This window comes from Chryseobacterium fluminis, from assembly GCF_026314945.1.
Taxonomy (GTDB): domain Bacteria; phylum Bacteroidota; class Bacteroidia; order Flavobacteriales; family Weeksellaceae; genus Chryseobacterium; species Chryseobacterium fluminis.
The window spans coordinates 1,029,821-1,043,852 of the sequence record NZ_CP111121.1 but is presented as its reverse complement, the minus strand read 5'-3'; the positions used below and the strand labels follow the sequence as shown (position 1 = coordinate 1,043,852).

Genomic DNA, 14,032 nt, shown 5'->3' with positions numbered 1-14,032 from the left:
GTATGTAAATTGCTGCAAACGTTTTTGATAATCGATCCCGAAAAACAAAATTTGAAGGTACTCCATTTAATACTGTTATTTATTTTCTGTACATTTTCTGCACAGAAAACCCTTCCCCTGGACACATTAAAGCTGAAGGAAGTACGCGATATGCTTGCTGACGATTACGGAAACCTCTACATCTACAGGAACAAAGACTTCAGTTTTACAAAATATGATTCTTTAGGAAGGCAGATCGGAAAGCTGATGGTAACAGTACCTTTTAAAATTCAGACGGTTCAGAATCCTCTGAGTGTTCCTCTGTTTTCTGAAAATGCCCAGGAAATGAAATTTGTAGATCATAATATGAATGAAATTCAGAGGGTTGACTTCAGGCAGAAATTCGGTTTTATAAAAATGGCTTATGCTGAAGATCTTCAGCAGCTTTGGCTGCTCGATGACAGTACAAAACGCCTGATTCAGTATAATTTCAGAAATGAAACGATTATCAATTCTTATCCGTTTGACGGGAGTTTTGAAGACCTGACAGATCTTTTGGTTTTTGAAAATAAAGTTTACATTTTAACGAAAAAACAAATCAGAGTTTATAATTTTAAATTTGAAAAATTATTTGAGTCGCCGATAGAAAACGGAAAACGTTTCAGAAGGGAGAATGAATTTGTTTTGGTTATTACGGGCAACTCGATTTTAAAATATATCCCTGAAAAAGAAATGGTAAAAGTTTTTGCAGACCCTGATGCACAGATTGTGGATAAAAACACCCTTGCATATTTTGAAATCAAGGCCAACAAACTTTATCTTTACGACCTCGAAAAAACGAAAGAGGTAAAGCAGCAGACAGATCCTGAGATCATAGAAAAGGTTCAGGAAAAAACAGAGGATTCTAAACAGGAACCAGCTAAAAAATCTGAAGGCTTTGATATGCTGAATCTCTTTGAGGAGATTGGAGAAATTCAGAAATTGGGAGTTTAATCATTGAGTGATCAAAAAAAATAGTAAGGATAAAGATATGCACATTGCGGTTACAGGAAATATCGGAGCAGGAAAAACAACATTAACGACAATGCTTTCGAAGCACTACGGATGGGATGCACAGTTTGAAGACGTGGATCATAATCCTTACCTGGAAGATTTTTATGCAGATATGAGTAAATGGAGTTTTGCGCTGCAGGTTTATTTTCTGGGAAGCAGGTTCCGTCAGGTAAAGGAGATCAGGGAGAGCGGTAAAAATATTATACAGGATCGTACCATCTACGAAGATGCTCATATTTTCGCGGAAAACCTCAACGATATGAAATTGCTTTCGGACCGGGATTTTAATAATTATTCTTCAGTATTTAATCTGATGAAATCATTTGTTTCAGCTCCTGATTTATTGATTTATCTGAAATCAGATGTCCCTAACCTGGTGAAAAAAATCTATAAACGGGGACGGGAATACGAAGCATCAATCAGCATAGAATACCTTTCGAAACTGAACCAGAAATATGAAAAATGGATTTCTGATTACACCGAGGGAAAACTTCTGATTATTGAAGTCGACGATCTGGATTTTGTAGAAAAGCCTGAAGATTTCGGATTTATTCTGGAAAAAATAGAAGCAGAGCTGAACGGATTGTTTTAACAGTAATGGATTATTATTTATTCACAGTAATATTAATTTTTAACCGATAAAAAATGGTAGTTAAGGTTTTACATAATGGAAGCTGTTCGAAATCGAATGCTGTATTGGAGTATCTGGATGAAAACGGCGTGGCGTTTGAGATCATCAATATCCTTGAAGATCCGCTAAGTGTTTTAGAGCTTAAAACAGTCCTGAAAAAACTTAACCAGGATGTTTCTCACATCATTCGCAAAAATGAGAAACTGTATCAGGAGAAATTTGCAGATAAGAACTACTCGGAAGACGAATGGCTCAGAATACTGTCAGAAAACCCTTCTCTGATCCAGAGACCTATTTTAATCAAAGGTTCTGTAGCGATGTTGGGGCGGCCGGTTGAAAACGTAAAGTATTTTATAGAGAAATAAATAACAGTAAAATAAACTAAAAAGTCAGTGCTTAACACTGACTTTCTTTATTTATAATAGAATTACTCCTTCTATTCGTGCGACTTCTTTATAAATATGCACTACCTGGTCTGCATCCAGCACAAAAGCATTGATATTGCACGCCGTGTATTTTCCGTTTTTGCTTTCACGGTTTCCTAAAGTGAATTTAATCCCGTCGAATACCTTGTAGATCTCGGTGAGCTTACTCTGGTCTGTCGGAATGATGAATTTAAATAAATAGTCTTCCGGAAAATCATGATGACCTTCCAGTTTTTCCTTTAAAGAACTGTAAAATTCCTCAGGATTTGAATGTTGATTTCCTTGTAATATGTCCATTTACAAACTTAATTAATCTATAAATTTAGCAAAATTTTTCTTATTTTCCAAGTGGTCCCAGGAGAGCCTTGGAATTTTGGTGTTCATAATCCTCAATAATATTAAAGAGACCGTTTACCAACTGTTCAGAAGCCATTTTGCTTAAACCTCCGGCGTTCACATTATTACTGCCTCCGCCTAAAAGATTTCCCAACAGGTTATTCCCGGAAAGAGCAGTATTGATGGTTTTAACGATACCGTATTCATTCAGTTTCTCATCTACTTTTGGGGCAATGGCAGCAATAAGCTGCTGAGAGGTTTTTTCCTTCAGGATCTGGGTAGCCATCGTCCCTTCAGCAATTCTTCTTACATCCTGTGAGGTCAGACTGTTTACCGCACCTTCCAGGATCGGGCGTGACGTATTCACGGTATAGGCTGCGGCCTGGGCAATATAATCTCTCTCCTTGGCAACAAGAGAAGGAGCGATTTTCTCCAGGGTGGAATTGATATCTCTCAATTGTTTCGGAAGCGCCTTATCTACCATATTATTCTGTAGGAACGCCTCTTTATTGCTGTAGATTGCCATTCCTTTATCGATACCGTTCAGTAAAAGTTTCTTGATTATAGATACCCCGAGATCCGTAGAAGCAATGGTAGAGCATGAGTGCATCGTGGTAATAACGGTACCCGTTCCTATAAGTAAGGCAGCTGCAATAATATATCTTTTCATGTAAATTTTTCTTGTTGTTTTTCTTGTCAAATAACGCACCAAAGTTAAATACTATAATCTATTTAACAAAATATTAGAATATCAGTCCAAATTGGGAGAATTTTTAACATAAAATGTAATTTCTGCATTTGATTTATTTTACAAAAACTGCCTCATTTTAACAGATAATTCGTTAAAAAATGGTTTATTTTAAGATGTGTTTAGTAGACTTGTGAAAATTAATAATTTTTTTCAAATATTAACGATGTAACGTATATTTTTATAATTTTGGCTAATGTCTTTTTTTGAGAAATAATGTGACTGTTTCACTAAGACATGAAAGGCGTGTGAAGGCCTGACTTATATTGATTGTACGAATAAATTAAACTATATGAAACAACGTGATTTAAAGTATTCATGTCTCATTGCTGTTCTCTATTTTGGGATGAACGTCAATGCTCAGACTACTCCTCAGGATACTATTCCTAAAGAGAATAAAATTGACGAGATCGTGATGATCGGGTACGGTAGCCGTAAAAAGGTGGATAATACTACTGCTGTCAGCTCTATCAGTGCCGAAGAGATTACCAAAACAAAAGTACTTAATGCATCGCAGGCTATTCAGGGTAAAGCTGCAGGGGTTCAGGTAACAGCTTCCGATATGCCTGGATCTACGCCTACAGTAATGATCAGAGGGATTGGTACCGTATTGGGTGGAAGAGAACCATTATATGTTGTTGATGGTATGTTTACAAACAATATCAATAACATCAACTCAAATGATATTCTATCTTATGATATATTAAAAGATGCTGTCGCACTTGCAATTTATGGAAACAGGGCTGCCAATGGGGTAATTATTATTACAACAAAATCTGGGAAAGGAAAAATGTCTATCAGCTATGATGGTTTGATCGGAATCAGAAATCCACTTAAAAAAGTGGAAATGGCAGATGCTTCGCAATTTGTAAATTATAATAATATAGGTCTTGCCAACCAAGGTAAAGGGCTTTTAAATCCAAATCAGCCATATAATACGGATTGGTTTAAGGAAATTACAAGAACGGGAATTTACAATCAACATAACATTTCCATTTCTGGATCTTCGGAATCTGTTAAATATTTTCTAAGCTTTAATAATTATGATGAGCAGTCAATTCTTAAAGGGACAGACTATAACAGAACTACTGTAAGAACAAATAACGAATATAGAATTGCTAAAGGAATTAGATTAGCTCAAAATTTAAGTTTAGCATTTACAAATAGTACACCCAAGTCTTTAGGTGCATTTACCAATGCCTATAAACAGTCTCCCCTAGTTCCTGTATATTATCCAAACGGACAATACGGTCAGCCTATTTATGACTCCAATGGTAACATCAGCTATAGTGGAGGTAGATTTAATAATGTAAGCAATCCAGTAATGCAATTGGCTTTTGATAATCAAAAAACAAAAGACTTTTTATTACAAGGTGGTTTGAAACTAGATATTGATATTTTAAAAGAATTAAAATTTACTTCTCAGTTTAGTGGTGAATATGGAACAGGCAAATCATATAATTTTGTTGATTCAAGAGGTCTATGGCTGGCAGGTGACCCTACCAGAGTAGAAAGCGGATACCAGGCAAGTTTACCACTCAATAGACTAACAAATAATAGCAACAACTTTTTTAATTGGGTATTAAGTAATTACTTAACTTTTTCGAAAAAGTTTGGACAACATGATTTGGAGGTGGTTGCAGGTACTGAAGCTTCTGTGAAAGATGGAGTGGAAACTTTAGTGATCAACAGAAAAAATCTACCTTCAGGACAAGATTATTGGAACCTTTCAGGTACAGATTATTATGGTTTTCTATATAGTGATTCAAATACTAAAGCAATCGAGTCTGTCAAAGGAAATGGGAATAAAACGATTTCATATTTCGGAAGAGTTCAATATAAATTTATGAATCGCTATTTATTGAGCGGTACGATAAGACGTGACGGATCTTCTCAATTTGCAGATGGCAATAAATGGGGAACATTTCCATCATTTGGAGCAGGTTGGATAGTTTCTGAGGAAGACTTTTTAAAAGATAGTTTCTTTAGTTTATTAAAATTAAGAGGAGGCTGGGGTAAAATAGCTAACCAGAATGTTCCACTAAACTATTTACCATTATTATCTGGATCTGTTTATAACTATGGCTTTGGTGGAACGGCTGTAAGCAATGGCGTTACTGTTAATAAAGGTTATGATCCTAGCTTAGGATGGGAAATCACTGAAGAAGCTTCTCTGGGATTGGATTTTGGTTTCTTAAATAGCCGTTTGACAGGTTCATTCGATGTTTATAATAAAGAAACAACAAATATTATCTTACAAGTTACACCATATTTAGCAACAGGTATTTCTGAAGCCAATTATTCTCATATGGGAAGTGTTGTAAATAAAGGAGCTGAAGTAAGTTTAAACTGGGCAGACCGAGTAGGAGAAGATTTCTCTTATTCAATAGGAGCTAACTATTCTTATAATAAGAACCAATTTAAAAATGTAGATACCAGTAAACCTATTTCTCAACTATCGGGTGGAAGTTTAGGAAATGGACAATGGACTAAATTATTCAATGCTACGACGGTTGGAAATGCATTGGGAAGTTTTTATTTGTGGGATTTTGATGGTTATGATGCTAATGGAAATATGACCTATAAAGATCTTAATGGTAATGGAATAACAGGATCGGCAGATGCAGGAGATAGAAAATATTTTGATTCATATATTCCTAAATCTACATTAGGGGTAAATATCTCTATGGCTTATAAAAATTGGGATTTTGCTCTTAATGGATATGGGGCTTTTGGATTTAAAGTATATAATGGTAAAAAAGCTCAAAGAATCAGTGGTGAAAATATAGAAAGATCAGTAGCTAATGATTATTGGACACCAACTAATACAGGAGCTTCAAACCCTGCACCAACTACAGCAATTCCTATTGCTTCAACTTTCTTCCTTGAAAGTGGTGATTTCTTTAGAATTAATAATATATCAGTGGGATATACTTTCAGAAATATTACTGATTATATGAAATCAATTAAATTTTATGTAAGTGCAATAAATCCTGTAATTTTCACGAAATTTTCAGGATACACCTCTGAACTTTCAGGGGATGGAAATCCTTATGGAACAGCAGGTGTTGAACTAGACTCTTATCCTGCGTTGAGGTCTTTCGTATTTGGAGTTAACCTAAATTTTTAAGAAAATGAATAAGAAATATATCATAGCTGCGGCATTTTTAATTTTAGGAGCCGTAAACCAGAGTTGTAGTGATGAATTTATTGATGTATCACCTACAGAAGCAATTCCTGAAAGCAATCTGGACATTTATAATACAAATGACGGAGCTACCAGTTTTGTGACGGCTATTTACGCCAAATTCTTGGATTGGAATATGAGTACGTTCGCTTGGATTGGGGTAACCTCTATTGTTTCTGACGATGCAGATAAAGGATCAAGTCCGGGGGATTCAGGTTCAGATAAGGACATTTTAGATGCCTTAAACTTCACACCTTCAACTCCGTCATTCAAAGAATTATTCGCTTCTAATTATCAGGGAATTAATAGAGTAAATCAAGCATTGAAATATATTCCTCAATTAGATAAAGCTGATCCTGAATTAAGAAAAAGATTAATTGGCGAGGCGAAATTTCTGAGAGCATTTATGTATTTTACCTTGGTAAAATCTTTTGGAGGAGTTCCTTTAGTAGATCATGTACCGGTTTCAGGAAATGAAGCGGATAGGGTCATGACGCTTACCAGAAAAAGTAAAGAGGAAATTTATGCTTTTATAGAACAGGATTTGAAAGATGCTATTGAAGCTCTTCCTAATAAATCAGTATATACCGGAAATAATGTCGGAAGAGCATCTTTAGGAGCTGCTCACGCTTTATTGGCAAAAGTCTATTTATACCAGAAAAAATGGCAATTAGCTGTGGATGAGTGTAACTTGGTGACAGGATATTCTCTGACACCTAATTTTCAGGATATCTATAAAGTATCAGGAGAAAACAATGCAGAATCTATCTTTGAAATTAATGGTAGCGGAGATACTGCAGGTAGAGCAATCCAACAGTATAGCCAGGTACAAGGAGCGCGAGGAACGACTGGATGGGGTTGGGGATTTGCAACTCCTACTCAAGGTTTATATGATGCATATTCTGCAACTGACACAAGAAGAGATGCTACAATTATCCATAGAAGTATGACTTTATATGATGGATATTTTGTTGGTCCAAACGTAGAAAATAAATTCTATAACTACAAAGCTTATTCTTCCAATTACAGAGACCAGGCTTCTACAGATGTCAACATCCGTTATTTGAGATATGCCGAAATTCTTTTAATAAAAGCAGAAGCAATGAATGAATTAGGTCAGACCTCTGCCGCAATTCCTTTCTTAAATCAAGTAAGAAACAGAGCAGGCATCGGAGATACACCTGGTGTTTCTCAGGCAGACGTGAGAGCGGATATCTGGAAACAGAGAAGACTTGAATTAGCATTCGAACACGACAGATGGTTTGATTTGGTGAGAACAGGTCAGGCAGCAGCAGCAATGGCCGCTGACGGCGGAAAAGTTTTCAAGGTAGGAACCCATGAGCTATTCCCGTTACCTCAGGACTTCATTATGGAAGCGGGAGGATTGTCGGCGCAAAACCCTGGCTACTAAAATTAATCAATAAAATTACAGAGGAGGATGAAAGTTCTCCTCTTTTTTTAGTAATTTGTTTTAAAATGATATAATGAAAAGGATAATACGATCGATAGCTGCTGCATCATTACTGGTAGTCTCTTGCAAAAATTCTCAGGGAGCAAAACAGCAGGCTTCAAAAGCTGAAATTGTGAAAAGCAACAGTACAGATGAGCAGTTGATGAACAGAGTTCAGAAAGATGCCCTGAAATATTTCTGGGAATATGCAGAACCGAATTCGATGTTGGGAAGAGAACGTTATCATGAAGACAATATCTATCCGGATCATGATAAACATGTGGTCACCACAGGTGGATCAGGATTTGGCTTAGCCACCATATTGGTCGGAGTGGAACGAGGTTTTGTACCCAGAAAAGAAGCGGTTAAAAGGCTGACGGTTATGATGGACTTTCTGGCAAAAGCAGATCGTCACAAAGGAGCCTGGTCGCACTGGATCAATGGTGAAACCGGAAAAACAGTTCCTTTCGGGAAAAAAGACAATGGTGGAGATCTGGTAGAAACCGCATTTCTGACATCCGGAATTTTAATGGTCCGCGAATACTTTAAAAATGGGAATGCAGAAGAAAAAGCGTTGGCAAAAAAGTGCGATGAACTCTGGAAAGGCATTCAATGGAACTGGTACACAAAAGGCGGCGAAAAGGTCCTGTACTGGCACTGGTCTCCGGACTATCAGTGGGAAATGAATTTTCCGCTGCAGGGATATAACGAATGTCTGATCACGTACATTCTGGCCGCTTCCTCACCTACATATTCCATCGATGCTGAAACATATTATCAGGGATGGACCAGAAACGGCACGTATCTTTCAGACAGAGAAAAATACGGACTTCCCTTGTATGTCAGACATAACGGAGCCGAAGAATATGGCGGTCCGCTGTTCTGGACCCAATATTCTTACATCGGATTAGATCCGAACAACCTGTCTGACAAACTCATTAAAAATTATTTCGATTTAAATAAAAATCAGGTCCTTATCGACTATAAATACTGTGTCGAAAATCCAAAGCAGTGGAAAGGCTACGGACCCAATTACTGGGGACTTACGGCCGGATATTCAAGAAATAAAGACGGAAGCGTTGGTTATGATGCGCATTTCCCACAAAACGACCACGGCGTTATCACCCCTACAGCAGCACTCAGCAGTTTCCCGTATTCACCCAAAGAATCCATGGATTTTTTAAGGTTCATCTATACTGAGAAGCCTCAGTTTATAGGATCTGCAGGTCCGTACGATGCTACATCCATCAATTATGACAACTGGACGACACCAAGATATCTGGCAATCGACCAGGGAACCATCGCACCGATGATTGAGAACTACAGAACAGGATTTTTATGGAAATTATTTATGAATGCTCCGGAAATCCAGCAGGGTCTGAAAAAATTAAGCTTCAGATCAGAGAAGTATAATATTAAATAATATTTTCAGGAGCTATTCCCGCTTTCCATTGCAATCTTTTTCTGCAAAAAAGGATTTCCATTGCAATCGGGGCTAAATAATATGGAACGGAACACACTCCTTCCGAGGTTCATGATAACCCTAAAGCCTAATATTTAAAATGAAATTAAAACTAAACCATTTACCCCTTCTGCTTCTGCCGTTGTCTCTGAGTCTGAATGCTCAGGAAATCAAAGCAGAACTGAACAAAGAAGTTAAAAGACAGGAAAAGATGTCCTACATTTTCGATTACCCGCAAAAAGTAAAAGGAAATGTTCCGTTGATCGTGTTTCTTCACGGTTCCGGAGAAAGAGGAAATAATCTGGAAGCGGTAAAAGCGCACAGTCCGTTTACCTATAAAAGCCTGATCAAGGAGCCTGTGGCTATTCTGGCACCTCAATGTCCGGAAAATACATGGTGGGATACGGTGACGGTTTATCATTTAATCAAAGAAATTCAGAAGAAGTATAACATCGATCCTTCCCGGATTTATCTTACCGGTCTCTCTATGGGAGGATGGGGTACGTTAAAACTCGCAATGGAGCATCCCGAAATGTTTGCGGCGGTAGTGTCGGTCTGTGCACCCACCGACAGGGTGATGTATGCGAATATCGATAAGTATAAAAATTTAAACATGAAAATTTTTCATGGCGGAATGGATGATGTGGTGCTTCCGGAAAATGCATTTAATTTTTACCAGAAACTGCATCCGGTAAACCCTTCCGCAGAATTAACTATTTTTCCGAATGACAACCATAATTCATGGGATTCTACCTATTCAAACCCTGAGTTATACAACTGGATGCTGTCAAAAAGGAAATAATTAAAATAATATTGATAAATTAAAAGTGCCGCCTGTCATTACTAAAATACCCTTACGGACAGGAATAGTCAGAGCATGGAAGTAAATCCGGCAAACCGGCATTAAAACGGATCAGTATTAAAAACAAAAAACAGAACTATAATTTAAGAAGATAGATTTATGAAAAAGTTAATTGTAATGGCAACCTTAGCCCTTGCGCCTGTATTTTCGGCACAGGAAATGGTAACACAGCCCGTTCAGTCTTACCAGACGGCCCGGTATCAGGCTAAAAAGAAAGCTTTTGTAGACAATCTTCTGTCAAAGATGACAGTAGATGAAAAGATCGGACAGCTGAATCTGCCAAGTTCCGGCGATTTTACCACAGGTTTGGCCAAAAGCTCCGATATCGGAAAAAAAGTTGAACAGGGATTAGTCGGCGGACTATTCAATATAAAAGGAGCTGATAAAATTAAAGCAGTTCAGAAAGTAGCGGTAGAAAACAGCCGCCTGAAAATTCCGATGATTTTTGGTATGGATGTGATTCACGGATATGAAACGACATTCCCGATTCCTTTAGGCTTAGCCGCTTCATGGGACATGAATCTGGTTCAGCAGTCCGCAAGAGTAGCAGCTAAAGAAGCAGCAGCAGACGGAATCAACTGGACGTTTTCGCCCATGGTGGATATCTCCCGTGAACCAAGATGGGGAAGGGTCTCTGAAGGTTCCGGTGAAGACCCGTATCTGGGAAGCGAAATTGCCAAAAATATGGTGTACGGTTACCAGGGGAAAGACCTGGCCAACGGAACCAATATTTTAGCCTGTGTGAAACACTTTGCCCTGTACGGAGCCGGTGAAGCGGGTAGAGATTACAATACCGTAGACATGAGCCATGTAAGGATGTTCAATGAGTATTTTCCGCCTTACAAAGCAGCTGTAGATGCTGGAGTAGCTTCCGTGATGGCGTCTTTCAATGAAGTGGACGGAGTTCCGGCAACAGGAAGCAGATGGCTTCAGACAGAAGTGCTGAGAAACAAATGGAATTTCAAAGGTTTTGTGGTGACGGATTACACCGGGATCAACGAAATGGTCGACCACGGAATGGGAGACCTTCAGCAGGTTTCTGCATTGGCTCTGAAAGCAGGAGTAGATATGGACATGGTAGGAGAAGGATTCTTAACAACCCTGAAAAAATCTTTATCGGAAGGAAAAGTAACGCAGGCTGAAATCGATATGGCTGCGAGAAGAATTCTTGAAGCAAAATATGACTTAGGTTTATTCGATAATCCATATAAGCACGGAGATGCAAAGCTGGCAGCGAAAGAGGTTTACAGCATGGAGAACCGTAATATTGCAAGAAGTGCCGCAGCTCAGTCGATGGTATTGATGAAAAATGAAAACCAGGTCTTACCCTTGAAAAAGTCAGGAACGGTGGCCGTGATCGGTCCATTGGTTAACAATTCAATGAATATGGCAGGAACCTGGAGTGTAGCCACAAAACACGCAATTTCGGTGAACCTGATGCAGGGACTGCAGGCGAACTACGGTAAGGATGTAAAATTCCTGTCTGCCAAAGGAGCCAACATCGATGATGATGCCAAATTAGAGGAGATCTATGCTGCTCACGGTAAAAAAACAGATCGTGACAACCGTTCCAAAGAAGCTTTACTAAAAGAAGCTGTGGACGTTGCCAATAAAGCAGATGTTATTGTTCTGGCTATCGGAGAATCCGCAGAAATGAGTGGTGAATCTTCTTCAAGAACAGAAATTACCATTCCGCAATCTCAGGTAGATTTATTAAATGAACTAAAAAAGACAGGAAAACCAATCGCAATGGTGCTGTTTACAGGCCGTCCTTTAGCTTTAACGAATGTAAAAGATAAGCCTGATGCCATCCTGAATGCCTGGTTCGCAGGTTCTGAGGCCGGAAATGCAATCGCAGACGTTCTCTTTGGAAAAGTAAATCCTTCCGGGAAACTTCCGATGACATTCCCGAGAAGTCTGGGTCAGGTGCCGATTTATTATAATGCTAAAAATACAGGCCGCCCACTGGATCAGGCATTAGTGGATAAGTGTGAGTACCAGAGATTCCGTTCCAATTATATGGATGAGTGTAATACGCCGCTGTACCCGTTCGGATACGGGCTGAGCTACTCCAAATTCAGTTATTCCGACGTAACGGTTTCCAATGCCAATCCGAAAGGAAATCAGGCTGTTCAGGCCACAGTTACTGTAACGAATTCCGGAAATTATGATGGTGCAGAAGTTGTACAGCTGTACATCAGAGATATGGTGGGAAGCATCACAAGACCGGTAAAAGAACTGAAAGGATTCCAGAAAGTAATGCTTAAAAAAGGCGAATCTAAAAAGGTTACCTTTAACATTACACCGGAAAACCTCAAGTTTTATAACGGAGATCTTAAGTACGACTGGGAATCCGGAGAATTTGATATCATGATCGGTACCAATTCTGAGGAGGTAAAACACTCCAAAATCAACTGGACAAAATAAATGACAGAAGCCGCTTATCATGAGCGGCTTTTTTCAATTTTGTAATCCTGATATAAAATAGTGTCTTCCATCAATTCAAGACTGAAGAAACAGGAAAAATGACGTTTAAACCAGTATAAAAAAACAGGAAATTTATAGATCTCCTGTTTTTTTACTGAACTTCATGTTGTCCGCCAATAAACCTCGCAGGTTTTCAAAACCTGTGAGGTTTTTCATATAATTCAACGGTATTTCCCAGATAAGCTTTAAGGAACTTGAGTCGTTAAACTAAATAGAGTTACCCGGCAACAGCTTCCTCAGCATAAATAACGCCTTCATAACAGGCATTGTAAATCACCTTCAGCTCATCCAGAGAAGGAACTCTCGGGTTAAAACCGGTACATGGATCGATTAGGGCATTATTGGCAATATAATCAAGATTCTTATCCCAGTCTTCTCTGGAAATTCCGAATTCTTTGATCGCTGACTGATTATTAACCTCAGAACGCAAGGCTTCAATAGCCTGGGCCAGTTCCTCTGTCGTTTTCTTACCGATTACTCTCGCCAAATCAGGATAACGTTCTGTTGCCTGGGCATTGTAGCGGATAACATTCGGTAAGAAGATAGCGTTGGAAGCACCATGAGGAATTCCGTATAAAGCGCCAACCTGGTGAGATAATGAGTGTACAATGCCCAGCCATGCATTATTAAATGCCAGTCCTGCCATAAAAGAAGCATCATGCATATTCTGACGGGCCGTAATATTGTCCGGATTTTCCACCGCCTCTTTCAGATTGTCAAAAACAATCTCCAGACCACCTTTTGAAAGCGCATCTGCAATATTGTTATCAATATTGGAAACATATGCTTCTACACAATGTGTCAGGGCATCAAGACCTGTATTCGAAGTTACGTGAGCCGGCATGGAAGCACAGATTTCACCATCCACAATCGCAATATCCGGAGTCAGTTCATAAGATACGATAGGATATTTTACGCCTTTTTCCCTGTCTGTAATGACGGCCAGACCGGTAGTTTCAGTTCCCGTTCCGCTGGTAGAAGGAATGGCGATGAATTTAGCCTTATTTCTTAAAACGGGAACCGTGAAAGGTTTGATCATCGCCTCAAAGTCAGCATCGGGATACTCGTAAAATACCCACATGATTTTGGCAGCATCGATGGCAGAGCATCCTCCCAAACCGATAATCCAGTCCGGTTCAAAAGCTTTAATCACCTCGGCACCTTTCATACAGGTAGCGGATGAAGGATCTTCTTCCACACCCTCAAAGATTTCGGTTTCGATGCCCGCTTCCTTAAGGTAAGCCACAGCCTTATCCAATGTTCCGCTCTTTCTCATCGAGCTTCCTCCCGTTACAATTACGGCTTTCTTTCCCTTGATATTTTTTAATTCTTCAAGACTTCCGGCACCATGGAAAACTTCTCCTGCAATAAATAACTTACTCATTTTTCTTATTGATTTTTGATGAAACAAA

Annotated in this window: 11 protein-coding genes; 8 read left to right on the top strand and 3 right to left on the bottom strand. The window is 38.8% G+C overall.

Annotated elements, in window-relative coordinates; genetic code table 11:
• Positions 1-51 precede the first annotated feature (51 nt).
• From ODZ84_RS04755 to ODZ84_RS04745, 3 genes are read left to right on the top strand one after another with little or no spacing between them, the layout of a single operon-like run.
• Entirely contained in the window at positions 52-972 is a 921-nt protein-coding gene (locus ODZ84_RS04755; RefSeq protein WP_266175852.1) for a hypothetical protein, read from the top strand.
• A gap of 37 nt (positions 973-1,009) precedes the next feature.
• Complete coding sequence (locus ODZ84_RS04750) at positions 1,010-1,624, top strand: deoxynucleoside kinase (RefSeq protein ID WP_259111122.1); 615 nt, start codon at positions 1,010-1,012, stop codon at positions 1,622-1,624.
• A gap of 53 nt (positions 1,625-1,677) precedes the next feature.
• Entirely contained in the window at positions 1,678-2,028 is a 351-nt protein-coding gene (locus ODZ84_RS04745; protein ID WP_266175851.1) for an ArsC/Spx/MgsR family protein, read from the top strand.
• 51 nt (positions 2,029-2,079) lie between these two features.
• On the opposite strand, the gene ODZ84_RS04740 is transcribed toward ODZ84_RS04745, so the two are convergent.
• Together ODZ84_RS04740 and ODZ84_RS04735 are read right to left on the bottom strand one after the other, a co-directional pair.
• Positions 2,080-2,385, bottom strand: a complete 306-nt coding sequence (locus tag ODZ84_RS04740) for a DUF493 family protein (protein ID WP_266175850.1) — start codon at positions 2,383-2,385, stop codon at positions 2,080-2,082.
• 40 nt (positions 2,386-2,425) lie between these two features.
• The gene (locus ODZ84_RS04735; protein ID WP_266175849.1) at positions 2,426-3,094 is read right to left on the bottom strand and encodes a DUF4197 family protein; all 669 of its coding nucleotides are present in this window, start codon (positions 3,092-3,094) and stop codon (positions 2,426-2,428) included.
• Positions 3,095-3,464: 370 nt separating this feature from the next.
• On the opposite strand from ODZ84_RS04735, the gene ODZ84_RS04730 reads away from it, so the two are divergent.
• From ODZ84_RS04730 to bglX, 5 genes are all read left to right on the top strand, one after another.
• Positions 3,465-6,302 carry a SusC/RagA family TonB-linked outer membrane protein gene (locus tag ODZ84_RS04730; RefSeq protein WP_266175848.1) on the top strand — a complete coding sequence of 946 codons (2,838 nt, stop codon included), beginning with the start codon at positions 3,465-3,467 and terminating at the stop codon, positions 6,300-6,302.
• A gap of 4 nt (positions 6,303-6,306) precedes the next feature.
• Positions 6,307-7,770 carry a RagB/SusD family nutrient uptake outer membrane protein gene (locus tag ODZ84_RS04725; RefSeq protein ID WP_266175847.1) on the top strand — a complete coding sequence of 488 codons (1,464 nt, stop codon included), beginning with the start codon at positions 6,307-6,309 and terminating at the stop codon, positions 7,768-7,770.
• 73 nt (positions 7,771-7,843) lie between these two features.
• Positions 7,844-9,232: a glucoamylase family protein gene (locus tag ODZ84_RS04720; RefSeq protein WP_266175846.1), complete on the top strand. Its 1,389-nt coding sequence runs from the start codon at positions 7,844-7,846 to the stop codon at positions 9,230-9,232.
• A 139-nt stretch (positions 9,233-9,371) separates the two neighbouring features.
• Positions 9,372-10,073, top strand: a complete 702-nt coding sequence (locus ODZ84_RS04715) for a carboxylesterase family protein (RefSeq protein WP_266175845.1) — start codon at positions 9,372-9,374, stop codon at positions 10,071-10,073.
• A 159-nt stretch (positions 10,074-10,232) separates the two neighbouring features.
• On the top strand, positions 10,233-12,560 hold the full coding sequence (gene bglX / locus ODZ84_RS04710) for a beta-glucosidase BglX (protein ID WP_266175844.1): 2,328 nt from the start codon (positions 10,233-10,235) through the stop codon (positions 12,558-12,560).
• A 277-nt stretch (positions 12,561-12,837) separates the two neighbouring features.
• Here bglX and ODZ84_RS04705 read toward each other — a convergent pair whose 3' ends face one another.
• Complete coding sequence (locus ODZ84_RS04705) at positions 12,838-14,004, bottom strand: iron-containing alcohol dehydrogenase (protein WP_266175843.1); 1,167 nt, start codon at positions 14,002-14,004, stop codon at positions 12,838-12,840.
• Positions 14,005-14,032 lie beyond the last annotated feature (28 nt).

What these genes read in the sequence shown, in the direction of transcription:
- ODZ84_RS04750 (WP_259111122.1), top strand. Translation starts at nt 1,010, where the DNA reads ATGCACATTGCGGTTACAGGAAATATCGGAGCAGGAAAAACAACATTA.
- ODZ84_RS04745 (WP_266175851.1), top strand. Translation starts at nt 1,678, where the DNA reads ATGGTAGTTAAGGTTTTACATAATGGAAGCTGTTCGAAATCGAATGCT.
- ODZ84_RS04740 (WP_266175850.1), bottom strand. Translation starts at nt 2,385, where the DNA reads ATGGACATATTACAAGGAAATCAACATTCAAATCCTGAGGAATTTTAC.
- ODZ84_RS04735 (WP_266175849.1), bottom strand. Translation starts at nt 3,094, where the DNA reads ATGAAAAGATATATTATTGCAGCTGCCTTACTTATAGGAACGGGTACC.
- ODZ84_RS04730 (WP_266175848.1), top strand. Translation starts at nt 3,465, where the DNA reads ATGAAACAACGTGATTTAAAGTATTCATGTCTCATTGCTGTTCTCTAT.
- ODZ84_RS04725 (WP_266175847.1), top strand. Translation starts at nt 6,307, where the DNA reads ATGAATAAGAAATATATCATAGCTGCGGCATTTTTAATTTTAGGAGCC.
- ODZ84_RS04720 (WP_266175846.1), top strand. Translation starts at nt 7,844, where the DNA reads ATGAAAAGGATAATACGATCGATAGCTGCTGCATCATTACTGGTAGTC.
- ODZ84_RS04715 (WP_266175845.1), top strand. Translation starts at nt 9,372, where the DNA reads ATGAAATTAAAACTAAACCATTTACCCCTTCTGCTTCTGCCGTTGTCT.
- bglX (WP_266175844.1), top strand. Translation starts at nt 10,233, where the DNA reads ATGAAAAAGTTAATTGTAATGGCAACCTTAGCCCTTGCGCCTGTATTT.
- ODZ84_RS04705 (WP_266175843.1), bottom strand. Translation starts at nt 14,004, where the DNA reads ATGAGTAAGTTATTTATTGCAGGAGAAGTTTTCCATGGTGCCGGAAGT.